Raw genomic sequence first — 22,649 nt, 5'->3', positions numbered from 1 at the left:
AGGGATGTGAAGCGAGGGCCCTATGGGTTCGAGCTTAGTACGCCCCTCAGGGGCGCCAAAGCAATGCCGCCTTCTATGAAGGCGGATTTTTACTCAGGAACAATCCAAAGAAAGACCGGAGCTACAATTCAATATTGATTTTAATTATAGCTCCGGTCATCTCGATACAAAGTCCGGGGGAACTTTGGTCGCGAGTGGTATAACTCGTTACATTTCAATTATGGCGGTTGTCTTTTATACAATCGATTCTCATTTCTCCAAATTGCGCGCTGTCTCTTAACCTTCTTTGATGGGCTGCATTCGGTATCAAAATTCTGTGAAGTTTTTTTAAAACGCTCGTTTTTTAAGCTGTTGTGAATTTCTTTAAAAATAAATTTAGCGTTTATTGGCTTATATAATGTGGTTTTTGGATGACATCACTGCGCTAGCACTCTTGAAATAGCTGGAATGGCGCGTATGCATAATGCGAAAGCCTAAAGAAATGAATGCATTATTGCTATTAAAAATGTTTAACAATTTAAATTGCTTAAGATTCTCTTAATTTTTCCTGGTCTATAATTCAGCATGATTTTTGCTGGGTCTCGGCATTATCAGGTTTTCTCTTTATTAATTATGAGATTAGGATGTTAATTTATGGAGCAATTCTTACCTTTTTCTCGTCCAGCGATGGGGGAGCAAGAAATTGTTGCCGTGACAGAAGTGTTGCGTTCTGGATGGATTACCACTGGGCCTAAAAACCAATTATTAGAAGAACAATTTTGTAAAACGTTTGGCTGTAAGTACGCAATATCGGTTTGTTCTGCCACTGGCGGGATGCACGTTACCTTACTGGCATTAGGTATTGGTAAAGGGGATGAGGTGATTACACCTTCTCAAACCTGGGTTTCTACTCTGAATATGATTGAATTACTGGGGGCGACGCCGGTAATGGTGGATGTAGACCCCGAAACATTGATGGTGGATGCTCAAGCGATTGAAGCGGCGATTACCCCAAGAACCAAAGCGATTATTCCAGTACATTATGCCGGTGCGCCGGTTGATTTAGATCCCATTCGGGACGTTGCCCAGCGCCATAACATCATGTTGATTGAGGATGCTGCCCACGCGGTTGGCGTTCAATATAAAGAGCAGTGGATTGGTGCGACCGGTACCGCGATTTTCTCATTTCACGCTATTAAGAATATGACCTGTGCTGAAGGTGGGATGGTTGTCACTGACGATCCGGCATTAGCTAATCGTATCCGCAGTCTCAAATTCCATGGTTTAGGCGTTGATGCTTTTGACCGTATGGTTCAGGGGCGCTCACCGCAGGCTGAAGTTATTGAGCCGGGCTTTAAATATAATTTAGCGGACATTAATGCTGCCATTGCGCTGGTTCAGTTACACCGTTTACCTGAGCTTAATGCAAAGCGTAAAGCGCTGGCTGAATATTATTTAGAGAAAATCGCTGGGCTTCCTGTTGTTCCATTAGGCATACCAGAATATTCCCATCAACACGGTTGGCACCTGTTTATTGTTCGTGTTGATCCTGAACGTTGTGGCATTTCACGCGATGACTTTATGGCTGCCTTAAAAGAGCGCGGTATTGGCACCGGCTTGCATTTCCGCGCGGCGCATACTCAAAAATATTATCGTGAACGTTATTCCGATGTTCACCTTCCTGCCACCGAATGGAATTCGGCTCGCATATGTTCATTACCTCTGTTCCCCGATATGAACTTTGCCGATGTCGATCGCGTTATTCGTACGATGAAAGAGATCCTGGAGCGTTCCAATGGATGATTTGCAGAAGATATCCAAAGTTTCTGTAGTTATTCCCGTTTATAACGAACAAGAAAGTTTACCAACCTTATTGTCTCGCACCATTGCTGCCTGTAAGCAATTGAAACAACAATACGAAATTATTTTGGTTGATGATGGCAGCACCGATGCATCCGGCGATATGTTGACCGCGGCCGCGGAAGAACCGGGTAGCCACGTTATTGCAGTATTGCTGAACCGAAACTATGGTCAACATTCGGCCATTATGGCCGGTTTTAATCAGGTCAGCGGTGATTTGGTCATTACCTTAGATGCTGACTTACAGAATCCGCCGGAAGAAATTCCTCGTCTGGTTGAAGTGGCTGAGCAAGGCTACGATGTAGTGGGTACCGTTAGAGCGAACCGTCAAGACTCATGGTTCCGTAAAACGGCCTCCAAAATTATCAATATGATGATCCAACGCGCGACCGGCAAAAGTATGGGGGATTACGGCTGTATGTTACGCGCCTATCGTCGCCATATCATTGAGGCGATGTTGCACTGCCATGAACGTAGCACTTTTATTCCTATTCTGGCCAATACCTTTGCTCGTCATACCACAGAAATAGAAGTTCGGCATGCTGAACGTGAATTTGGTGATTCCAAATACAGCTTAATGAAGCTGATCAATCTGATGTATGACCTGCTTACCTGCCTGACCACCACACCGTTACGTTTGTTAAGTGTCTTAGGCAGTATTGTGGCGCTGTCGGGATTTACTCTGGCAGTGGTTCTGATTGTGCTGAGATTAATTTTTGGTCCTACATGGGCGGCGGAAGGTGTATTTACGCTATTTGCCGTGCTGTTTATGTTTATCGGTGCCCAGTTTATTGGGATGGGGCTGCTTGGTGAATACATCGGACGGATTTATACCGATGTTCGGGCGCGCCCCCGCTACTTTATTCAGAAAATTGTTGGTGAACAGAATCAGGTTAACAATCAGGAAGAGAATGAATGAAAGCTATCGTATTTGCCTACCATGATATAGGTTGTGCTGGATTGGAAGCCTTGGTTGCTGCTGGGTATGATGTACAGGCGGTGTTTACTCATGTAGACAACCCAGGTGAGAACCGGTTTTTTTCTTCGGTCGCTCACAAAGGCGCGGAACTTGGCTTACCCGTTTTTGCACCAGAAGATGTTAATCATCCTTTATGGGTAAACCACATTCGTGAGTATGCGCCGGATATTATTTTCTCTTTTTACTATCGCGACTTGCTCTGCGATGACATTTTATCGTTAGCGCCAAAGGGGGCTTATAACCTGCATGGTTCTTTGCTGCCGCGCTATCGTGGCCGTGCTCCAGCTAACTGGGTGCTGGTCAATGGTGAAACTGAAACCGGGGTTACGCTGCACCAGATGACGGCTAAAGCGGATGCTGGCGATATCGTCGGTCAGTCGAAAGTGGCGATTGATAATCAGGATACCGCCTTAACACTACACGGAAAGCTACGTGATGCGGCAGCCCATCTGTTGGCTGAGTTACTTCCTGCGATTAAACGTTCTGAGTTTAAACTGCATAAGCAAGATGAGTCTCAGGCTAGCTATTTTGGTCGTCGTAGACCGGAAGATGGTGAAATCCATTGGGCACAGCCAGCACAAACGATCTATAACCTGGTGCGTGCGGTAACCGACCCTTATCCCGGTGCGTTTACGGTTCACGGCAAAAAGAGAATGACCATTTGGCGTTCGCGTGTTTTGGATATTGAACATGCTTATCAGCCGGGTACCATTATTTCGACCTCTCCATTGCAAATTGCTTGTGGTAAAGGGGCGTTAGAAGTTATCTCAGGGCAAGGGAACTCTGGACTCTATGTTCAAGGGGCTCAGTTGGCATTAGAAGTTGGTCTGGTGAGTGGAACAGTTCTGGGAACTAAACCGCGTGCCGGCTTACAACGCCGCACCCGCGTTCTGATCTTGGGCGTGAACGGTTTTATCGGTAACCATCTGACAGAACGCCTGCTGCGTGATGATAATTATGAAATTTATGGATTAGACATCAGCTCAGATGCCATTGAACGCTTTATTGGTAATCCTCATTTCCACTTTGTGGAGGGCGATATCAGTATCCATTCCGAGTGGATTGAATACCACATTAAGAAATGTGATGTGATATTACCGCTGGTGGCGATCGCCACGCCAATTGAATATACCCGTAATCCTTTAAGAGTGTTCGAGCTGGATTTTGAAGAAAACTTAAAAATTGTGCGTGACTGTGTGAAATATAAGAAGCGCATTATTTTCCCATCCACTTCTGAAGTTTATGGTATGTGCGATGATAAAGAATTCGATGAAGACAACTCACGCTTGATTGTTGGGCCAATCAATAAGCAGCGCTGGATTTATTCTATTTCTAAACAACTGTTAGACCGGGTTATTTGGGCTTACGGTGTTAAAGAAGGGCTGAGATTTACCTTATTCCGTCCGTTTAACTGGATGGGACCTCGTTTGGATAATCTGAATGCGGCCAGAATCGGTAGTTCACGGGCGATTACTCAGTTGATCCTTAATCTGGTTGAAGGTTCACCAATTAATCTGGTGGATGGCGGTCAGCAAAAGCGCTGTTTTACCGACATTAACGATGGCATCGAGGCACTATTCCGCATTATTGAAAATCAGGGCGGAAAATGTGACGGTCAAATTATCAATATAGGTAACCCGGTGAATGAGGCCAGCATTCGTGAATTGGCTGAAATGCTGTTGGATTGCTTTGAGAAGCACCCGTTACGGTCGCAATTCCCTCCGTTTGCCGGCTTTAAGGTGATTGAGAGCGGGAACTATTACGGTAAAGGCTATCAAGATGTTGAACATAGAAAACCGAGCATTAAAAACGCTGAACGTTTGCTTAACTGGAAACCAACCATTGACATGCATCAGACGGTAGAGGAAACATTAGATTTCTTCTTGCGTACGGTTGAATGTGATGACGGTAAATAGCAATGAAAAAGATAGGTCTGCGGATTGATGTAGATACCTTACGTGGTACGCGTGAAGGCGTACCACGGTTGTTATCTTTACTGGAGAAGCACGGAATTCAGGGAAGTTTCTTTTTCAGCGTTGGCCCGGACAATATGGGGCGCCATTTATGGCGCCTTTTGCGTCCCCGTTTTTTATGGAAGATGTTGCGTTCCAATGCCGCATCTCTTTATGGCTGGGATATTTTACTGGCGGGTACCGCATGGCCCGGTCGTGTTATTGGTGCCTCTCAGGGACAAATAATACGAGATACCGCCGATAAAGGTCATGAAATGGGTTTGCACGCTTGGGATCATCATGGTTGGCAAGCCAATGTTGAACGCTGGAGTGAAGATGAGCTGACTCGACAGGTTCGATTAGGCGCCGAGATGCTGGAACAAATTTTACAGCGCCCGGTGAATTGTTCTGCGGCTGCGGGATGGCGTGCCGATCAACGGGTGGTCGATGTTAAAGAACCTTTTGCTTTTGCCTATAACAGTGACTGTCGCGGAAGAGAGCCATTTCGCCCGGTATTGAGTAATGGAAAAGTGGGTACGGTACAAATTCCGGTTACGCTGCCAACCTATGATGAAGTTATCGGTAGTGAGGTTTCCGACCCTGACTTTAATGATTTCATTCTCCAAGCCATGCAGCGGGATACCGGAACACCGGTTTATACTATTCATGCCGAGGTGGAAGGTATTGTAAAGGCTGATGCGTTTGATCAATTGCTGAGCAGAATGTCGCAAGCCGGTATGCAGTTTTGTCCTCTTGGTCAGCTACTCCCCGAAGATATGGCTCAATTACCTATTGGTTTAGTGGTGCGTTCTTCTTTTGCCGGTCGAGAAGGCTGGCTGGGGTGCCAATCTCTTTATGAGGGTTCGAATGAGAGTATGTAATTGGTTGTTGGCGTTGTTTTTTGGCTTGGTTTATTTGATTCCATCCAGTCTTCATTTGCTGTGGCAGCCGGATGAAACTCGCTATGCAGAGATCAGTCGGGAAATGCTGGCAAGAGGCGATTGGGTTGTCCCTCACTTTATGGGGGTCAGATATTTTGAGAAGCCTGTTGCCGGCTATTGGATGAATAACATTAGCCAATGGTTATTTGGCCATAATAACTTTGCCGTTAGGTTTGGCTCATCGTTAAGTATTGCATTGAGTGCTTTGCTGGTTTACTGGCTGGCATCACGTATTCTTAACGATCGTCGCGGTGGTTATCTGGCGACGATTATCTATCTTTCCAGCGTATTAGTATTCAGTATTGGTGGATATGCCATTCTGGATCCTATTTTAACCCTTTGGGTGACTGCGGCCATGGCCAGCTTTTATTTAACGATAAAAGCCACCAACAATCGCCAGAAATTAATCGCTTATATTTTGTTAGGCTTTGCCTCTGGTATGGGTTTCCTGACGAAAGGCTTTTTGGCCTTAGCGATTCCGGTGATTAGCGTACTGCCCTATGTGATTACTCAAAAACGGTTAAAAGAGTTATTTATTTTTGGCCCAATGGCGATTATTGCAGCGGGGCTGATCAGTTTGCCATGGGTTCTGGCTATTCACTGGCAGGAACCTGACTACTGGCGCTATTTCTTTTGGGTTGAGCATGTTCAACGCTTTGCTGAACAGAATGCTCAGCATAAAGCGCCATTCTGGTATTACTTTCCGATTCTACTGGGCGGTACTTTGCCTTGGTTGGCTTTGCTCCCTGGCGCTTTATTTAAAGGGTGGAAAGAAAGGAAGCAGCAGCCAGAACTGTTTTATTTGTTAGGCTGGATGGTGATGCCATTCCTGTTTTTCAGTATTGCTAAAGGAAAACTGCCGACTTACATCCTGCCGTGTTTTGCTCCGCTGGCCATTTTAATGGCGTCATGGGTACAGGGATATATTCAGTCTGGTTCTACTCGAGCACTGAAAACTAATGCGGTGATTAATACCATTTTTGGCATAGTCGGCGTGGTTGCGATATGGGTGATGTCCAGCGACGTTTTACCTAATGCCAGAGTGTTTCTCCCTGCCGAATGGTCAAAAGCGGTGATTGGTATGATCTGCTTTGGCTGTTGGGCCTTGGTGGGGATCATTACCTTCACTTCGCCATTAAAACGTTGGAGCTTGGCTGCGGCGGCACCGGTGATATTGGCATTATTATATGGTTATGCGATTCCTCAGCAGGTGATGGATTCAAAGCAACCGCAGGCATTCGTGTCTGAAAATATCAGCCAACTGCAAAATAGCCGTTATATCTTGGCGGAAACGACCGGTATTGCCTCCGGCATTGCATGGGAATTAAATCGTGATGATGTCATTCTGTATGATGTCAAAGGCGAGGTCAGCTATGGTCTGGATTATCCGGATACCGGGCTGCGATATATTCCTGCGAACCTTTTTCCTGACTGGTTAGCTAAAGCGCGTCAACAAGGTAACGTCTCATTGGTGATTCGTTTAGGAAAAGGCGAAGCAGTTGATGTTCGATTGCCTAAAGCAGACTCCGTGGTGCAAAATCAACGCACGGCATTACTGTTTTATAAGCAAACTGAACAATGAGTTATCTGTTGTTGTTTATCGTCAGTATCTTGACCTGCTGTGGACAGCTTAGTCAAAAGGTAGCGGCGCAACGTTGGCAGAGCCATCCTGAGTCATCCCGACTCAGGGTAACGCTGTATTGGCTATTTCTCAGCGCGTTATTGCTGGGCGTGGCGATGCTGGTGTGGCTGAGGGTGTTGCAATTGCTCCCCCTCAGCGTGGCCTATCCGATGATTAGCCTGAATTTTGTGCTGGTAACCCTGTGCGCTCGCTATGTTTTTGGCGAGCCCACCGATAAACAACACTGGATTGGCATTGGACTAATTATGTTGGGTATATTTTTAATGAGTCGCGGCCTATGAAAGGATATGGATGGGCGGTTGGCAGTATTTTATTGGCCAGCTGCGCTCAGCTACTAATGAAATGGGGCATGACCCAGCTGCCCCAATCGCTGCTGGTTGAAATGGGATGGTTGAGTCAGCTGTCTGATTTTATTCTGCCTTTATTGGCCGTTGGCTGCGGTATCCTGTTTTATGTACTTTCGATGGTCTGTTGGTTTTTTACCCTGCGCTATTTGCCACTGAATAAGGCTTATCCGTTATTGAGCATTAGCTATGGTGTGGTATATCTCGGGGCAATACTGCTACCTTGGTTCCAGGAACCATTCTCCTTTATTCGTACCGCAGGCATTGTGGTGATTATTATTGGCGTATGGGTGATTAACCGCCCACGCAGCCAATCATCTTGATGATCTGATTGAATAATAAGCGTAGCGTCGGTCTTTTGGCGCTACGCTTATATGTTTAATTACGTCCCAGAAATCCGTCCCAGTCTTTCCATATCGGTTGTAATCCTCGGGCATATAACGCGTCTGCGACTTGCTGTGGGGAACGGTTATCGTGGGGAGCAAACTGTTCCAGCTCCGGGGTATTATTGGCATAACCACCGGGTTGAGTTTTGGAGCCAGCACTCACGCTATTTATCGCCAAAGGGACTACATGATCGCGAAAGTGGGGCGACTCTCGCGTCGAAAGAGACAGTTCGACGTCCGGGGCGAACAGGCGAAAGGCACAGATAAGCTGTACCAGTTGGGCATCGCTCATCAATGAAGCTGGCTCAATCCCGCCAGCGCAGGGGCGCAGGCGTGGAAAAGAGATGGAATAGCGACTTTGCCAGTAGTGCTTTTGCAAATAGCTCAGATGCTCTGCCAGAAAATAACAGTCGGTACGCCAGTCAGCGGAAAGCCCAATCAGGGCACCCAGTCCAATTTTATCTATTCCGGCCTGTCCCAACCTTTCTGGCGTAGCCAGTCGCCAGAAAAAGTCCTGTTTATTGCCGCGAAGATGATGCTGTTGATAGGTCAGGGCGTGATACGTTTCCTGATATACCATAACCGCATCCAATCCTAAGCCCTTGAGTTCGGCGTAATCTTGGGTAGACAGCGGTTGGACTTCCATCATCAGTGAACTGACCTTGCTGCGAATAGCCGGTAAATGCTGGCGAAAGTAAGCCATACCGACTTTACTCTGATGCTCTCCGGTCACCAGCAGCAGATGTTCGTAACCCATGGCGTTTAATGCGGCACATTCCATTTCAATCTCTTGAGTATTAAGGGTTTTACGCTTAATTTGGTTGCTCATTGAAAAGCCGCAATAAGTACAGTCATTGGCGCAAAGATTAGACAGGTAGAGAGGGGCGTAGAAACTGATGGTATTGCCAAAGCGTATACGGGTTAAACGTTGCGCTTCCTGAGCCATTGTTTCCAGATCGGGCTGAGCCGCGGGGGAAATCAGCGCCATAAAGTCATCGCGGGAACGAATATGGGCATTGAGCGCCCGCTCCACATCGGCGGCGGTTTTACTGTAGATGGTCAGCGAAATATCATCCCAGTCCAGTTGCTGCCAATGATGACGAAATTCATTTTTCATCAGGCACCTGCTTGAGCGAGAAATGAGGTCAATGGGCTGGAGGCCGATGCGCGGGTATCGTGGCGCACGCTGCCTAATCCGGATTGTTTCGCCAGACTGCCGGCTTCCGTTGCCAGTCGGAAAGCATTGGCCATCCCGACGGGATCTCGGGCTACGGCAATGGCGGTATTCACCAGAACCGCATCGGCACCTAATTCCAGCGCCTGGGCAGCATGGCTGGGGCTGCCAATACCTGCGTCAACCACCACCGGAACGGAGGACTGTTCAATAATAATGTTCAGAAATTCTTTGGTGATCAGGCCGAGATTGGAGCCGATAGGCGCACCCAACGGCATCACGGCGGCACAGCCAACTTCTTCCAACCGCTTACATAACACCGGGTCGGCACCACAATAGGGCAGCACAACAAACCCCAGTTTGACTAACTGCTCCGCCGCTTTTAGCGTTTCAATCGGGTCGGGTAGCAGGTAGCGCGCATCAGGATGAATCTCCAGCTTTACCCAATGGGTTCCTAATGCTTCTCGCGCCAACTGAGCGGCAAATACCGCTTCGGCTGCCGTTTTGGCGCCGGACGTATTGGGTAACAGCCGAATGCCTAAACGCTGTAATGGGGCCAGAATAGCGTCATCGGTCTTATTCAGGTCGACGCGTTTCATGGCCATGGTGGCTAGCTGTGAGCCGGAAGCAGCGATAGCCTGTTCCATAACGCTCGGCGATGAAAACTTTCCGGTACCAACAAATAGACGTGATGTAAATGTAACGTCTGCAATCGTTAACATATCAACCTCCGGCAATAGCCTGAAACAGTAACACGTTGTCGCCGCTGTTTAATAAACGGCTATCCCAACAGGTGCGCGGCTGTATCTCTTGATTAATCGCCACCGCCATACCTGAAGTCGATTTACCCAACTGCTCCAGCAGCAAAGCCACCGTCAGATGGTTTGATACTTCTATCATCTGGTCATTAACCGATATTTGCATGCTGACCTCCGCATACGGCACAGGCAGGATCGCGACGCAGTTGCAGCGAGGTCCATTGGTGCTTTTTGCCATCAAAAAGTTGCAGTTTACCGTCCAGTGCAGAAGGCATTCCCGACAGTATTTTTATGGCTTCCAGCGCCTGTAGCGAACCAACGGCACCCACCATCGGGCCAAGTACTCCGGCGGTACGACAGTTACGAGAGGGTTCTGTCCGATCGGGGTAAAGGCAGGCATAGCAACCGTGGGTAAACGGGGGATTGAGTACCAGCAGTTGTCCGCTGAAGCTAACGGCGCTGCCGCTAACTAACGTAACTCGATGCTTAATACAGGCCGCGTTAACCGCATGGCGGGTCGCCATATTGTCACAGCAGTCCAGTACCAGATCCGTTTGCTGGAGGATGTCCTCTAAATTATCTTCCGTCAGCCGTTCCGTCAGAACTTGATAGTTAAGCTGTGGATTAAGCGCCTGTAGCTGCTCTTTGGCCAATTCAGCTTTGCCGCGCCGCAGATCCTGCGTGCGGAACAGGATCTGACGCTGAAGATTGGTCAGATGAAGTGTGTCATCGTCAGCCAGAAGAATGGTTCCCACACCGGCGGCGGCCAGATAGAGCGCCACCGGCGAGCCAAGACCACCCAAGCCTACGATTAATACCGTAGACTGTTTGAGTTTCATCTGGCCTTCCGGTCCAATATCTTCCAACAGTAGCTGACGGCTATAACGTAAGAATTCGCCATCATTTAACATGATTAACGCTCCCGATGCTCAATCATTGACAGTAGCTGCGCCGTCGCTTGTTGCCAGTCTGGAGCTTGAGTAATGGCGCTAACCACGGCAATGCTACCTACACCGCAATCCAAAACGGCATCGACTTTATCAATGCTAATACCGCCAATGGCTACCGTAGGGTAATCAGGGATTGAGGCAACGTGGCGCTTCAACTCCTGTAAGCCTTGCGGCGCTGATGGCATATCTTTGGTTTGTGTAGGGAAGATATGTCCTAAAGCAATATAGGAAGGGCGAATAGCCACCGCCCGCGCCAACTCTTGATCATCATGCGTAGACACACCCAAGCGCAAACCAGCCTGATGAATGGCTTTCAGGTCGCTGGTCAGTAAATCCTCTTGCCCCAGATGAATACCATAAGCGCCGTGTTTTACCGCCAGTCGCCAGTAATCATTAATAAACAGTCTGGCGTTAAAACGCTTACCCAGTTCAATAGCCTGACGGATAATCGCTTCAACATCGGATTCCTGCTTATCTTTGATACGCAATTGAATGGTGGTGACGCCTGCATTGAGCAAGCGTTCGAGCCATTCCAACGTATCGACCACTGGATACAGACCCAAATGTTTCTCAGTTGGCAGAAATGGCGTATCCGGCAGAGGAGGGAGTCCGGTTAATCCGCGGTCAGTCATGCTGGTGCTCCTTTACGATGATCTGATCCTGTGAGGCCGGGTGGTAAAGCTCACTACCGCGAGCGCGAAAGATATCGGACATCTCTGCCATACCGTTGGCTTTGGCTGCGGTATTTTCTTCCTGCACCTGACCTTTAGCGAACTCCCGTACTTCTTGAGATATTTTCATTGAGCAGAATTTTGGCCCGCACATTGAGCAGAAGTGAGCAACTTTACCGGAGGCCTGAGGCAGCGTTTCATCGTGATAACTGCGGGCGGTTTCTGGGTCTAAGGCCAAATTAAACTGATCTTCCCAACGGAACTCAAAGCGCGCTTTGGACATGGCATTATCGCGAATTTGGGCTCCCGGATGACCTTTCGCTAAATCGGCGGCATGGGCAGCAATTTTGTAGGTAATGAGCCCTTGCTTAACGTCTTCTTTATTGGGTAATCCAAGATGTTCTTTCGGTGTGACATAACACAGCATGGCACAGCCGAACCAGCCAATCAGGGCGGCACCGATACCGGAGGTAAAATGATCGTATCCCGGTGCAATATCGGTGGTTAGTGGCCCTAAGGTATAAAATGGCGCTTCATGACAGTGCTCAAGCTGTTCAGTCATATTGCGATGAATCATATGCATCGGCACGTGACCGGGGCCTTCAATCATCACTTGTACATCGTATTCCCAGGCAATTTTAGTCAGCTCACCTAAAGTATGTAGTTCCGCAAACTGGGCTTCATCATTGGCATCCTGAATCGAACCGGGGCGTAAGCCATCGCCGAGAGAGAGGGAAACGTCATACTGGCAACAGATTTCGCAGATTTCACGGAAGTGCTGATAAAGAAAGTTTTCCTGATGATGAGACAAGCACCATTTCGCCATAATCGAGCCGCCGCGCGAAACGATACCGGTCAGGCGTTTGGCCGTCATTGGTACATATCGCAGCAAAACACCGGCATGAATGGTGAAGTAGTCTACCCCCTGTTCGGCCTGCTCAATCAGGGTATCTTTAAACACCTCCCAGTTCAGGTTTTCTGCGATGCCGTTGACCTTTTCTAAAGCCTGATAAATCGGCACGGTACCAATGGGCACCGGACTATTACGAATAATCCACTCTCGGGTTTCATGAATATAGCGGCCGGTTGACAGATCCATCACCGTATCGGCTCCCCAGCGAGTTGACCAAACTAATTTTTCGACTTCTTCTTCGATTGAGGAGGTTAGAGCTGAGTTGCCAATGTTGGCGTTGACCTTCACCAGAAAGTTACGGCCAATAATCATCGGTTCCGATTCAGGATGGTTAATATTCAGCGGAATGATGGCTCGCCCGGCGGCGACTTCATCGCGTACAAACTCCGGGGTAATATTCTCTGGTAACGAGGCACCAAAGCCTTGGCCGGAATGTTGCTGTTTTAATACGTCGGTGCGAATGCGTTCCCGTCCCATATTCTCCCGCAGGGCAATAAATTCCATTTCCGGTGTGATAATACCTGCTCTGGCGTAATGGAGCTGGGTGACGCGTTTACCGGGTTTGGCTTTTTTCGGCGCAGGAAGATGGGTATAGCGCAGGTGATCTAAGCCTTCATCAGCCAGTCGCTGCTGGGTAAATTGAGAACTGACGTGATGGAGTTGTTCGGTATCGTTGCGATCTTCAATCCAGGCTTTACGTAAAGGGGATAAGCCGCTTCTGACGTCCAGTGTTGCCTGAGGATCGCCATAGGGGCCGGAAGTATCATAAACCGGTATCGCTTCATTATCTTCATATTCCGGTTGCTGCTTACTGCCGCCAAGCAGTGTGGGAGAGAGTTGAATTTCACGCATAGGGACGCGTAGATCGGCTCGGGAGCCCTGTAGGTAAATACGCCGGGAATTAGGGAAAGCATTCCCCTGTAGCTGGTCGATAAATTGCTGCGCCTGAGCGCGTTGGGTTCTTCGGTTAGACATAGCAAACTCCTAAAATACATTAAGGATTGCTTGTCCGGAGTTCGGAGAGGGAGTAACGATAAGGCGGAAATTACGTAGGTTTTTTCGACTTATCTAAATGGAATTACTCTTGTTCCCTTCGCGGGTATTAGCCCGATCAGGTTCCGCGGATCCCGAATTAACGGTCTCAGCCTGCGTTCTGTAAAAGCAACGCTAGGCACTCCGACAAGATAAAACACCGGTAAAGGTGATGAAACACAGTATAGGTAAGCCAACAAAAACTACAAGCGAGTTTTGCGGCTAACCGATACCTGAACGAATGTAGTATTCACGCCCATTCATCATTAAACAAGGGATGGGCGGCGCAAATAAATTATTTTGCTGCCTCATCAGATGCGTGATGGCTAAGCCAACGGCTAGTCGCTTCCTGAATCAATTTGTCTTCCAGAGTAAAGCGTTTTTCTAACAGTTCACCGACCGTTGAAAGATCTTTATCCAACTGTAATATGGTGTCTTCATTAATGCCTTTTTCGACATAGCTATCATAGAAGGCCATAATATTTTCGGTGTTTTCTTCCAGACGAGGATGGATTCTTGCGGCGATAGCTAAATTAGGGCTCTTAGCACCTTCTTCCTGAATAATAATTTTGTCATAGATATGGAAATGGCAGGAAGAAAGATAATCGACCAAGTGGTGACCGAAATCGATCAGCGCTTTTTCGTCGAGGGGGATATTTTTTTCTTTGTTTGGTTTAATACCAACCAGACGGTAATAGGTTACCAGCAGGTTTTTGCGAGATTCTAACCATTGGTCAATCAGTTTATTTGTGCCGCCAACGCGCTCGGCTAAGCTTTCTAGTCGGTTTAGCATATAAGTCCCAGATAGATCGATGTTAGTAAAAGAAAAAGTTAAGCTAATGTAAATCTATTGTTGTTAGATTGCCAGTAAATAAGAGGTTGAGCAAGACGGTTATGGAGCAACAATTACAGGGTAATGAATTAGGCTGGTGGCTATTGAGTCATGCAGGCAAATTATGGCTGCCGAAAGGTGAGATTCCCCATGGTTATGCGCAGGATTTTGGTTTAAAGGGAACAACAGCACATCGTATTGGCGAATGGCAAAGTGAAGCGGTTTGGTTGGTGTGTCAGGAACGCGATAAAGAGATGGCATCGGTGCGCCAACTACTGAATGAAGATCGAGGTCTATTTCAGCTCGCCGGACGTGCGGTGCAACTGGCAGAATTTTATCGCGCTCATCAGTTCTGCGGTTATTGCGGGCAAAAAATGTCTATCAGCGATCGGGAATGGGCTTGCCTGTGCGATCATTGCCGACAACGCTATTATCCGCAGATTGCGCCCTGCATTATTGTCGCTATCCGACGTGACGATAAGATTTTATTGGCGCAGCATAGTCGCCATCGCGGGGGAATCTATACTGCGCTGGCTGGCTTTGTTGAAGTGGGCGAAACGCTGGAACAGGCGGTGGCGAGAGAAGTGATGGAGGAGAGTAATCTCAAGATAAAAAATCTGCGTTATATCTCTTCTCAACCCTGGCCATTTCCTCATTCACTGATGATGGCTTATCTGGCGGATTACGAGAGTGGGGAGTTGAAAATTGATACTTCCGAACTACTGGATGCTGATTGGTTCCATTATGAAAAACTGCCGCAGCTCCCTCCTCCGGGGACGATTGCTCGCAGATTAATTGAAGATACCATCGCACTGTGTCGGGCAGAGTCAAGTTAAGTCGTATTTCTGGCATTTTAGCGGCAATTACTCTGGTAGATGTAGTAATATAGCCGGTTGGTATAGGAAGCGTTTCTCGCATGCTATAATGCGCGCGATACCTGAAGGATAAAAATAATGAGTGAATTAAAAAACGATCGTTATCTGCGTGCACTATTACGTCAGCCAGTTGATGTTACACCAGTTTGGATGATGCGTCAGGCCGGTCGCTATTTACCAGAATATAAGGCAACGCGGGCTGAAGCCGGCGATTTTATGTCTTTATGCAAAAATGCTGAGTTGGCCTGTGAAGTTACTTTACAACCATTGCGCCGTTACCCATTAGACGCCGCGATTCTGTTTTCCGATATTCTCACTATTCCTGATGCGATGGGATTAGGTTTGTACTTTGAAACCGGTGAAGGCCCGCGCTTTGAACGCCCGATTACCTGTCGTGCTGATGTCGATCGCCTGCCGATTCCCGATCCAGAACAAGAGCTGGGCTACGTGATGAATGCGGTGCGTACCATTCGCCGTAATCTGGCTGGAGAGGTACCTTTAATTGGGTTCTCCGGCAGTCCGTGGACGTTAGCGACGTATATGATTGAGGGCGGCAGCAGTAAAGCCTTCACTAAAATTAAGAAAATGATGTATTCCGACGGACCTACGCTCCATAAGCTATTGGACAAGATCGCGGACAGCGTTATTTTATACCTGAATGCACAGATTAAGGCCGGTGCTCAATCGGTAATGATTTTTGACACTTGGGGCGGCGTATTGACCGGACGAGATTATCGCGAGTTCTCTTTGGTCTACATGCATAAAATTATTGATAGCCTAATCCGTGAATATGACGGACGTCGGGTACCGGTGACCTTGTTTACCAAAGGCGGCGGTCAGTGGCTGGAAGCGATGGCCGATACCGGCTGTGATGCTCTGGGATTGGACTGGACGACCGATATTGCCGATGCTCGTCAACGTGTTGGTCACCGTGTTGCGCTGCAAGGCAATATGGACCCATCGATGCTGTATGCACCTCCGGCGCGAATTGAGCAGGAAGTGGCGAGTATTTTAGCCGGGTTTGGTGCCGGAGAGGGTCACGTATTCAACCTAGGACACGGTATTCATCAGGATGTACCGCCTGAGCATGCTGGCGTATTCGTTGAAGCCGTGCATAAGCTCTCCCGTCAATACCATGATTGATACTGCTGCGTTACGCGCTGAGCAGACTGAAAAGGCCCAGCTGATTGTGCGAAGCGATCGGCTGGGTTTTACTGAACCGGAATGGATCGCTGGTGCCGATGTTGGTTTTGAGCAGGGTGGAACCATTACCCGGGCGGCAATTGCCATATTGCGTTATCCCTCATTGGAGTTGGTAGAGTATCAAGTTGCCAGAATTCCAACGTCTATTCCCTATATTCCCGGTTTGCTCTCTTTTCGTGAATGCCCGGCGCTGGTTGCCGCATGGCAACAGTTGGTGATTAAACCTCAATTGGTTTTTGTCGATGGACAAGGTATTGCTCATCCACGCCGTCTTGGGGTTGCCAGTCATTTTGGCCTGTTGGTTGATGTGCCGACTATTGGTGTGGCGAAGAGCCGCTTGTGCGGTCAGTTTCAAGCATTGGGCGATGAAGTTGGCGATCTGGCACGGTTAATTGATAAAGAAGAACAGATTGGTTGGGTATGGAACAGTAAGATTCGCTGTAAACCACTCTTTATATCAGTTGGACACAAAATTAGTCAGGAAACGGCATTAAATTGGGTTAAGCGCTGTATGCGAGGGTATCGTTTACCGGAACCCACTCGTTGGGCTGACGCCATTGCTTCACGTCGACCTGCATTTGTGCGCTGGCAGTCGCAGCAGGGATAGTACACAACGTACATGCTGCTGTTCTATATCAGGGCACTGCCCTCTATATTTTTTAATTAATGAGATCTTTTCATGTTGCGTAATCCAATACACCTGCGTTTGGAAAAATTGTCCAGCTGGCAGCACTACACGTTTATGGCCTGTCTGTGTGAGCGTATGTATCCAAATTATAAAGCTTTTTGTCAGACAACGGGTTTTAACGATCCAGCCATTTATCGCCGTATTCTCGATTTAGTTTGGGAAGCGCTGGTGATCAAAGATGCGAAAGTTAACTTTGATAGCCAACTGGAAAAGCTGGAAGATGCGATTCCTGATGCTGAACAGTTTGATATATATGGTGTTTATCCTGCGATCGATGCTTGTGTTGCGCTAAGTGAGCTACTGCATGCTCATTTGAGTGGTGAAACTCTGGAACATGCCATTGCCGTTAGCGAAATGTCGATTCGTACCGTAGCGATGTTAGAAATGACGGAAGCTAACCGAGAAATGACGGAGGATGAGTTAAAAGTCCTGCCATCTATTGAGAATGAATGGGATGTTCAATGGGAAATTTTCCGTCTGTTGGCTGAATGTGAAGAGCGTGATATTGAATTGATAAAAGGCTTACGTGCCGATCTAAAAGAAGCGGCGATAAGCAATATCGGTATAAATTTAACACAATAGATAATAAAACGTGATTCAGAGCTTAAATAATAGCATGTTAATACTTCACAGCCGTCCTCTATTGGTCTACATTTGTCTTACCTTTAAAAGGTAGCTATCGAGACGCTTAGGCAAAGGGTAAAGAGTTTTCTTTCCCTGCCCGTATTCGATACATTGCATGCGATAAAATACATTGTAAGGATAATTTATGAACAAGACTCAACTGATTGACGTAATTGCAGATAAGGCTGGTATTACCAAAGCACAAGCCAAAGCGGCTCTGGAATCAACCTTAGGCGCAATTACTGAGTCTCTGAAAGATGGTGACCCAGTACAACTGGTTGGTTTTGGTACATTTAAAGTAAATCACCGTAATGCTCGTACTGGTCGTAACCCACAGACTGGTAAAGAAATTAAGATTGCTGCAGCTAACGTTCCAGCATTCGTTTCTGGCAAAGCGCTGAAAGAAGCCGTTAAAGGTTAATTTCCGATTACGATTTAGATAAAGGGGCATTTGGCCCCTTTCTTCGTCTTTATATGATGCTAAAACGATTAATTGTAGTCAGTAGTTTGTTATTGATGTTGGCGGGATGCGGCTCAACGACTCGTGGGCCAACGTTAAATGCTTCAGGATATATTGCCGATAATGGCGTAGTGCGCGTCTGGACAAAAGTCAGTGGCGACAATCAGCCAATACGATTAATGAGGGTTTATACCCCTTATTCAGGTGAAACCATTTCAACGTACTATGAATATCTTGCCGGTAAACTTAGCCTGATTCGTAGTAATGTGCAAAACAGTGAAAAACTGCCTCAGATCTTGCTACGGTTAGACGCCGAAGGTAACCCTAGCTTTATGGAACGCAAACTTCCTGAACGCAATGAACAGCTCTCTTCTGATGATATTCTGCGTCTGAAATATGAAGAACAACGAACGTTAATGGCAAGCCGCTCCTTGTCTGCGGGCGATATTCGTCTTCATCAGGGTTATATTCGTGATGGCAGCATTATTACCTGCCAAGGGGAAACGGTAACGCCAACGTTCTCTGCTGAAGAACAGTCTTGGATTAACAAACGAATAAGTAACGGTGGCTTTATTAGTCTTGCCTGGCTGACGGCTCCGCGCGGAATTCAGCTGTTGTTAGTCGCCAATGAAAACTTCTGTCAGTGGGAACCTTCACTGGACGCCTTTTGATAGCAATATTCTGATTAGCCCATAAAAAAGGGCCGCAATAGCGACCCGTTAGTATCTATGGGGCAGAAACCTCAGGACTTTTGCTCACGCTCAATGGCACGATAGCCGATATCTTTACGATAAAAGCAGCCATGCCAATTAATTTTCCCTGTTAACTGGTAAGCGCGGCGCTGAGCTTCGGCAACGGTATCTCCCAACGCAGTGGCACAGAGTACCCGACCACCTTGAGTTACCACATGGCACTCCTTCAGGCGAGTTCCCGCATGAAATACCTTTTCCCCTTCAACTTCCTGCTGAGGAAGCCCAATAATAATATCATCGGTTTTATAGTCACCAGGATAACCACCGGCGGCCAATACCACGCCCAGTGATGCTCGTGGATCCCATTTAGATTCTTTTTGGTCGAGTTTGCCTTCAACGCCGGCTAAACAAAGTTCAACTAAATCGGATTGCATACGCAACATAATGGGCTGAGTTTCTGGATCGCCAAAGCGACAGTTAAATTCTATAACTTTGGGATTACCGGCTTTATCAATCATCAGGCCGGCATACAGAAAACCAGTATAGGTATTTCCTTCAGCTGCCATGCCTTTGACCGTTGGCCAGATCACCTGATCCATAATGCGGTTATGCACTTCATCGGTAACCACTGGTGCAGGGGAGTAAGCGCCCATACCACCGGTATTAGGGCCGGTATCGGCATCAAAAACTCGCTTATGATCCTGACTGGTGGCCATCGGTATCACATTTTTACCATCAACCATCACAATAAAGCTGGCTTCTTCTCCATCCAGAAACTCTTCTACCACGATGCGGTGCCCGGCATCACCAAAGGCATTACCCTGTAGCATATCTTTAGCGGCGTCTTCAGCCTCTTGCAGAGTCATTGCCACAATGACTCCTTTACCGGCGGCAAGGCCATCAGCCTTAATCACAATCGGTGCACCTTTGGCGCGGATATAGTCCAGCGCGGCGTTAATCTCAGTAAAGTTCTGATAATCTGCGCTGGGAATAGCATGGCGAGCCAGAAAGTCTTTGGTGAAAGCCTTTGAGCCTTCAAGTTGGGCTGCGGCTTGAGTTGGACCAAATATTTTCAAGCCAACTTTTCTGAAAGCATCAACTATGCCCATTACTAATGGCGTTTCCGGACCGACAATGGTTAAGCCGATATTCTCTTTCTGGGCAAAAGCGACCAGAGCATCGATATCAGTGGCGGAAATAGCCACATTAATCAGATTGGATTCCAGTTCAGTTCCCGCATTGCCGGGAGCCACGAACACCTTATCTGCCAGCGGTGATTGCGCTGCTTTCCATGCCAGAGCGTGTTCACGCCCGCCATTACCAATAATTAATATGTTCATTTTTCTGGCTCCGAGAATGTTTTAACCTGATATCAGCAGTGAATCATTCACTTATTAATGACGAAAATGGCGCATATCCGTAAAGATCATCGCAATACCATGTTCATTGGCCGCAGCAATCACTTCATCATCACGAATAGAACCGCCTGGTTGAATCACACAGGTAATACCAACGGCGGCGGCGGCATCAATACCATCGCGGAATGGGAAGAAAGCATCGGATGCCATAACGGCACCGGCAACCTGTAGATTCTCATCTTCAGCCTTAATACCGGCAATTTTGGCGGAATACACGCGGCTCATTTGACCTGCGCCAATACCAATAGTCATATTATCGCGGGAATAAACGATGGCATTAGACTTAACGAACTTGGCGACTTTCCAGCAGAACAGGGCATCGCTTAACTCTTTGGCGGTGGGTTGGCGTTGTGAAACGACTTTCAGATCTGACTGGCCAACCATTCCGAGATCGCGATCCTGCACCAGTAATCCACCGTTGACGCGTTTAAAATCTAAGGCTGGAACACGATCGCTCCATTCACCACATTCCAATACACGGATGTTTTGTTTTGGAGCCAATACGTCCAGTGCGGCTTGACTAATGCGTGGCGCGATAATGACTTCAACAAACTGCCGGCTGATAATGGCTTCCGCGGTTTTAGCATCCAATTCCTGATTAAAGGCGATAATACCGCCAAATGCTGAAGTAGGATCGGTGAGATAAGCGCGTTCGTAAGCCTGTAAGATGTTGTCACCAAGGGCGACGCCACACGGATTAGCGTGTTTAACAATAACGCAGGCCGGTTGGCTGAACTCTTTTACACATTCCAGCGCAGCATCGGTATCAGCAATGTTGTTATAGGAAAGCGCTTTACCTTGAAGTTGCTCTGCAGTGGCAACGGAGGCTTCTTTCAGCGTTTCCTCAATATAGAAAGCCGCTTGTTGATGGCTATTTTCTCCGTAGCGCATATCCTGCTTTTTAATATATTGCAGATTGAGCGTACGTGGGAAGCGGCCAGATGGCTTATCGACTTCACCATGATAAGGCGTAACCAGCGTACCGAAGTAGTTGGCAATCATACCGTCATAAGCAGCGGTATGCTCAAATGCACGAATTGCTAGATCAAAGCGGGTTTCAAGGCTGAGGCCATTTCCCGAACGATCCATCTCATTAATAATTTCGTTATAGTCTTGGCTGTTAACCACAATCGCCACGTCTTTGTGGTTCTTAGCCGCGGAACGCACCATGGTTGGGCCGCCAATATCAATATTCTCTACTGCATCCGCTAAAGAACAGTCTTGCTTGGCAACGGTTTGGGCAAATGGATAGAGGTTCACCACAACCATATCAATAGGTTCAATGGCATGCTTTGCCATGATTTCATCATCAATGCCCCTGCGTCCCAGAATACCGCCGTGAACTTTGGGGTGTAGCGTTTTTACTCTGCCGTCCATCATTTCTGGAAAACCGGTGTAGTCAGAAACTTCCGTCACGGCAAGACCTGCATCGGCCAGCATTTTTGCCGTGCCTCCGGTAGAAAGCAGTTTAACGCCACGTTGTGATAGCGCTTGAGCGAATTCAACAATGCCGGTTTTATCGGAAACGCTGAGAAGGGCGCGACGGATAGGACGAGATGATTGCATAGCTGATAATTTCCTATTGGCTTTTTCAGAGTGAAAACACAGTAGACATATAAGGATGAGTTTAAAATAACAAAATATCCGATCGAATGGCGACGAGTGAACGGTAATTTTCCATTATTTTTATTTAGGCAGATTGTAACGAAAACGTTTGCGTCGCGCTCGTGAAATTTTCTGTTTTTCATGTTCTGTGGATAACTCTGTGTGAAAGTCGGTATAAAGTGGGGTTTTGCTGTGTAAAGCAGCAAACAGTTCATTTTTCTCTAATTACCTATTGCAGATGACAATAAACTCCCTATAATGCGCCTCCATCGAACGGCATGTGAGGCAACTCACGAAATGACATCGATAGAGTTAATGAATTGATTGACTCTGAAACGGATTAGCGTAATATACGCAGCCCGTGCCACAGCAAGCGAAGCTTACTGTTGGCCATGCTCTTTAACAATTTATCAGACAATCTGTGTGGGCACTCACAAGACGGTATCTCACGCTGTAACACTTCGGTGTTCAGCAACAAAAAATACCAAGTCTTAAAGAGTGACCAAGCAGTAATTCATTTGTAATTTATTACAGACGTTTTATTACGAAAGTAATCTTTGAGCATCAAGCTTTTAATTGAAGAGTTTGATCATGGCTCAGATTGAACGCTGGCGGCAGGCCTAACACATGCAAGTCGAGCGGCAGCGGAAAGTAGCTTGCTACTTTGCCGG

22 protein-coding genes, 1 rRNA gene and 1 riboswitch are annotated in these 22,649 nt (G+C 47.3%); of the genes, 14 read left to right on the top strand and 9 right to left on the bottom strand.

Features of this window, described 5'->3' with window-relative positions; translation table 11 throughout:
• Positions 1 to 633: 633 nt before the first annotated feature.
• The 7 genes from arnB to arnF are packed head-to-tail and all read left to right on the top strand — an operon-like array spanning position 634 to position 8,020.
• Entirely contained in the window at positions 634 to 1,782 is a 1,149-nt protein-coding gene (arnB, locus tag BMZ28_RS17030; RefSeq protein WP_074825116.1) for a UDP-4-amino-4-deoxy-L-arabinose aminotransferase, read from the top strand.
• Positions 1,775 to 2,758: an undecaprenyl-phosphate 4-deoxy-4-formamido-L-arabinose transferase gene (gene arnC, locus BMZ28_RS17025; protein WP_074825113.1), complete on the top strand. Its 984-nt coding sequence runs from the start codon at positions 1,775 to 1,777 to the stop codon at positions 2,756 to 2,758. The genes arnB and arnC overlap by 8 nt, the downstream gene beginning before the upstream one ends.
• Complete coding sequence (arnA, locus tag BMZ28_RS17020) at positions 2,755 to 4,734, top strand: bifunctional UDP-4-amino-4-deoxy-L-arabinose formyltransferase/UDP-glucuronic acid oxidase ArnA (protein ID WP_074825111.1); 1,980 nt, start codon at positions 2,755 to 2,757, stop codon at positions 4,732 to 4,734. Before arnC ends, arnA begins: the two co-directional genes overlap by 4 nt.
• A gap of 2 nt (positions 4,735 to 4,736) precedes the next feature.
• Positions 4,737 to 5,651 carry a 4-deoxy-4-formamido-L-arabinose-phosphoundecaprenol deformylase gene (gene arnD / locus BMZ28_RS17015; protein WP_074825108.1) on the top strand — a complete coding sequence of 305 codons (915 nt, stop codon included), beginning with the start codon at positions 4,737 to 4,739 and terminating at the stop codon, positions 5,649 to 5,651.
• Complete coding sequence (gene arnT / locus BMZ28_RS17010) at positions 5,638 to 7,293, top strand: lipid IV(A) 4-amino-4-deoxy-L-arabinosyltransferase (RefSeq protein WP_126468127.1); 1,656 nt, start codon at positions 5,638 to 5,640, stop codon at positions 7,291 to 7,293. The genes arnD and arnT overlap by 14 nt, the downstream gene beginning before the upstream one ends.
• Positions 7,290 to 7,634, top strand: coding sequence for a 4-amino-4-deoxy-L-arabinose-phosphoundecaprenol flippase subunit ArnE (gene arnE / locus BMZ28_RS17005; protein WP_047782088.1), 345 nt, complete (start codon positions 7,290 to 7,292; stop codon positions 7,632 to 7,634). Before arnT ends, arnE begins: the two co-directional genes overlap by 4 nt.
• A complete protein-coding gene (gene arnF / locus BMZ28_RS17000) occupies positions 7,631 to 8,020 on the top strand; it encodes a 4-amino-4-deoxy-L-arabinose-phosphoundecaprenol flippase subunit ArnF (protein WP_047782087.1) in 390 nt (129 codons plus the stop codon). Before arnE ends, arnF begins: the two co-directional genes overlap by 4 nt.
• A gap of 55 nt (positions 8,021 to 8,075) precedes the next feature.
• On the opposite strand, the gene thiH is transcribed toward arnF, so the two are convergent.
• The 7 genes from thiH to BMZ28_RS16965 form a co-directional block, all read right to left on the bottom strand.
• Positions 8,076 to 9,200, bottom strand: a complete 1,125-nt coding sequence (gene thiH / locus BMZ28_RS16995) for a 2-iminoacetate synthase ThiH (RefSeq protein WP_074825103.1) — start codon at positions 9,198 to 9,200, stop codon at positions 8,076 to 8,078.
• A complete protein-coding gene (locus tag BMZ28_RS16990) occupies positions 9,200 to 9,979 on the bottom strand; it encodes a thiazole synthase (RefSeq protein WP_074825100.1) in 780 nt (259 codons plus the stop codon). Before BMZ28_RS16990 ends, thiH begins: the two co-directional genes overlap by 1 nt.
• 1 nt (position 9,980) lies before the next feature.
• A complete protein-coding gene (gene thiS, locus BMZ28_RS16985) occupies positions 9,981 to 10,181 on the bottom strand; it encodes a sulfur carrier protein ThiS (protein ID WP_047782084.1) in 201 nt (66 codons plus the stop codon).
• Positions 10,165 to 10,926 carry a HesA/MoeB/ThiF family protein gene (locus BMZ28_RS16980; RefSeq protein WP_047782083.1) on the bottom strand — a complete coding sequence of 254 codons (762 nt, stop codon included), beginning with the start codon at positions 10,924 to 10,926 and terminating at the stop codon, positions 10,165 to 10,167. The genes thiS and BMZ28_RS16980 overlap by 17 nt, the downstream gene beginning before the upstream one ends.
• A gap of 2 nt (positions 10,927 to 10,928) precedes the next feature.
• Positions 10,929 to 11,597, bottom strand: a complete 669-nt coding sequence (thiE, locus tag BMZ28_RS16975) for a thiamine phosphate synthase (protein ID WP_074825098.1) — start codon at positions 11,595 to 11,597, stop codon at positions 10,929 to 10,931.
• The gene (gene thiC, locus BMZ28_RS16970; protein WP_074825095.1) at positions 11,590 to 13,524 is read right to left on the bottom strand and encodes a phosphomethylpyrimidine synthase ThiC; all 1,935 of its coding nucleotides are present in this window, start codon (positions 13,522 to 13,524) and stop codon (positions 11,590 to 11,592) included. Before thiC ends, thiE begins: the two co-directional genes overlap by 8 nt.
• 96 nt (positions 13,525 to 13,620) lie before the next feature.
• A riboswitch (TPP riboswitch) is annotated at positions 13,621 to 13,738 on the bottom strand.
• A 138-nt stretch (positions 13,739 to 13,876) separates the two neighbouring features.
• Entirely contained in the window at positions 13,877 to 14,374 is a 498-nt protein-coding gene (locus BMZ28_RS16965; protein ID WP_047782080.1) for an Rsd/AlgQ family anti-sigma factor, read from the bottom strand.
• 101 nt (positions 14,375 to 14,475) lie between these two features.
• On the opposite strand from BMZ28_RS16965, the gene nudC reads away from it, so the two are divergent.
• The 6 genes from nudC to BMZ28_RS16935 all read left to right on the top strand — a co-directional run bounded on the left by nudC (position 14,476) and on the right by BMZ28_RS16935 (position 18,934).
• Complete coding sequence (nudC, locus tag BMZ28_RS16960) at positions 14,476 to 15,249, top strand: NAD(+) diphosphatase (protein WP_047782079.1); 774 nt, start codon at positions 14,476 to 14,478, stop codon at positions 15,247 to 15,249.
• Positions 15,250 to 15,366: 117 nt separating this feature from the next.
• A complete protein-coding gene (gene hemE, locus BMZ28_RS16955) occupies positions 15,367 to 16,431 on the top strand; it encodes a uroporphyrinogen decarboxylase (RefSeq protein WP_047782078.1) in 1,065 nt (354 codons plus the stop codon).
• Positions 16,424 to 17,098: a deoxyribonuclease V gene (nfi, locus tag BMZ28_RS16950; protein ID WP_074825092.1), complete on the top strand. Its 675-nt coding sequence runs from the start codon at positions 16,424 to 16,426 to the stop codon at positions 17,096 to 17,098. The genes hemE and nfi overlap by 8 nt, the downstream gene beginning before the upstream one ends.
• A gap of 72 nt (positions 17,099 to 17,170) precedes the next feature.
• Positions 17,171 to 17,761, top strand: coding sequence for a YjaG family protein (locus tag BMZ28_RS16945; RefSeq protein WP_047782076.1), 591 nt, complete (start codon positions 17,171 to 17,173; stop codon positions 17,759 to 17,761).
• Between the two features lie 187 nt (positions 17,762 to 17,948).
• Positions 17,949 to 18,224 carry a nucleoid-associated protein HU-alpha gene (gene hupA, locus BMZ28_RS16940; protein WP_047782075.1) on the top strand — a complete coding sequence of 92 codons (276 nt, stop codon included), beginning with the start codon at positions 17,949 to 17,951 and terminating at the stop codon, positions 18,222 to 18,224.
• Between the two features lie 53 nt (positions 18,225 to 18,277).
• Positions 18,278 to 18,934 carry a DUF1481 domain-containing protein gene (locus BMZ28_RS16935; RefSeq protein WP_074825090.1) on the top strand — a complete coding sequence of 219 codons (657 nt, stop codon included), beginning with the start codon at positions 18,278 to 18,280 and terminating at the stop codon, positions 18,932 to 18,934.
• Positions 18,935 to 19,005: 71 nt separating this feature from the next.
• Here BMZ28_RS16935 and purD read toward each other — a convergent pair whose 3' ends face one another.
• Together purD and purH are read right to left on the bottom strand one after the other, a co-directional pair.
• Complete coding sequence (gene purD, locus BMZ28_RS16930) at positions 19,006 to 20,295, bottom strand: phosphoribosylamine--glycine ligase (protein ID WP_047782074.1); 1,290 nt, start codon at positions 20,293 to 20,295, stop codon at positions 19,006 to 19,008.
• A 54-nt stretch (positions 20,296 to 20,349) separates the two neighbouring features.
• Positions 20,350 to 21,939 (bottom strand): bifunctional phosphoribosylaminoimidazolecarboxamide formyltransferase/IMP cyclohydrolase, encoded by a 1,590-nt coding sequence (gene purH, locus BMZ28_RS16925; RefSeq protein WP_047782073.1) that lies wholly within the window; start codon positions 21,937 to 21,939, stop codon positions 20,350 to 20,352.
• A gap of 612 nt (positions 21,940 to 22,551) precedes the next feature.
• Between purH and BMZ28_RS16920 the strand changes: the two genes are divergently transcribed.
• Positions 22,552 to 22,649, top strand: a 16S ribosomal RNA gene (locus BMZ28_RS16920); the annotation flags it as partial.

It is taken from the genome of Pragia fontium DSM 5563 = ATCC 49100 (assembly GCF_900112475.1).
Taxonomy (GTDB): Bacteria; Pseudomonadota; Gammaproteobacteria; order Enterobacterales; family Enterobacteriaceae; genus Pragia; species Pragia fontium.
This window is presented reverse-complemented; position numbering and strand designations above follow the sequence as displayed.

Bases quoted from the DNA above. Each gene is read 5' to 3' on its own strand.
- arnB (WP_074825116.1), top strand. From the start codon at position 634: ATGGAGCAATTCTTACCTTTTTCTCGTCCAGCGATGGGGGAGCAAGAA.
- arnC (WP_074825113.1), top strand. From the start codon at position 1,775: ATGGATGATTTGCAGAAGATATCCAAAGTTTCTGTAGTTATTCCCGTT.
- arnA (WP_074825111.1), top strand. From the start codon at position 2,755: ATGAAAGCTATCGTATTTGCCTACCATGATATAGGTTGTGCTGGATTG.
- arnD (WP_074825108.1), top strand. From the start codon at position 4,737: ATGAAAAAGATAGGTCTGCGGATTGATGTAGATACCTTACGTGGTACG.
- arnT (WP_126468127.1), top strand. From the start codon at position 5,638: ATGAGAGTATGTAATTGGTTGTTGGCGTTGTTTTTTGGCTTGGTTTAT.
- arnE (WP_047782088.1), top strand. From the start codon at position 7,290: ATGAGTTATCTGTTGTTGTTTATCGTCAGTATCTTGACCTGCTGTGGA.
- arnF (WP_047782087.1), top strand. From the start codon at position 7,631: ATGAAAGGATATGGATGGGCGGTTGGCAGTATTTTATTGGCCAGCTGC.
- thiH (WP_074825103.1), bottom strand. From the start codon at position 9,200: ATGAAAAATGAATTTCGTCATCATTGGCAGCAACTGGACTGGGATGAT.
- BMZ28_RS16990 (WP_074825100.1), bottom strand. From the start codon at position 9,979: ATGTTAACGATTGCAGACGTTACATTTACATCACGTCTATTTGTTGGT.
- thiS (WP_047782084.1), bottom strand. From the start codon at position 10,181: ATGCAAATATCGGTTAATGACCAGATGATAGAAGTATCAAACCATCTG.
- BMZ28_RS16980 (WP_047782083.1), bottom strand. From the start codon at position 10,926: ATGTTAAATGATGGCGAATTCTTACGTTATAGCCGTCAGCTACTGTTG.
- thiE (WP_074825098.1), bottom strand. From the start codon at position 11,597: ATGACTGACCGCGGATTAACCGGACTCCCTCCTCTGCCGGATACGCCA.
- thiC (WP_074825095.1), bottom strand. From the start codon at position 13,524: ATGTCTAACCGAAGAACCCAACGCGCTCAGGCGCAGCAATTTATCGAC.
- BMZ28_RS16965 (WP_047782080.1), bottom strand. From the start codon at position 14,374: ATGCTAAACCGACTAGAAAGCTTAGCCGAGCGCGTTGGCGGCACAAAT.
- nudC (WP_047782079.1), top strand. From the start codon at position 14,476: ATGGAGCAACAATTACAGGGTAATGAATTAGGCTGGTGGCTATTGAGT.
- hemE (WP_047782078.1), top strand. From the start codon at position 15,367: ATGAGTGAATTAAAAAACGATCGTTATCTGCGTGCACTATTACGTCAG.
- nfi (WP_074825092.1), top strand. From the start codon at position 16,424: ATGATTGATACTGCTGCGTTACGCGCTGAGCAGACTGAAAAGGCCCAG.
- BMZ28_RS16945 (WP_047782076.1), top strand. From the start codon at position 17,171: ATGTTGCGTAATCCAATACACCTGCGTTTGGAAAAATTGTCCAGCTGG.
- hupA (WP_047782075.1), top strand. From the start codon at position 17,949: ATGAACAAGACTCAACTGATTGACGTAATTGCAGATAAGGCTGGTATT.
- BMZ28_RS16935 (WP_074825090.1), top strand. From the start codon at position 18,278: ATGATGCTAAAACGATTAATTGTAGTCAGTAGTTTGTTATTGATGTTG.
- purD (WP_047782074.1), bottom strand. From the start codon at position 20,295: ATGAACATATTAATTATTGGTAATGGCGGGCGTGAACACGCTCTGGCA.
- purH (WP_047782073.1), bottom strand. From the start codon at position 21,939: ATGCAATCATCTCGTCCTATCCGTCGCGCCCTTCTCAGCGTTTCCGAT.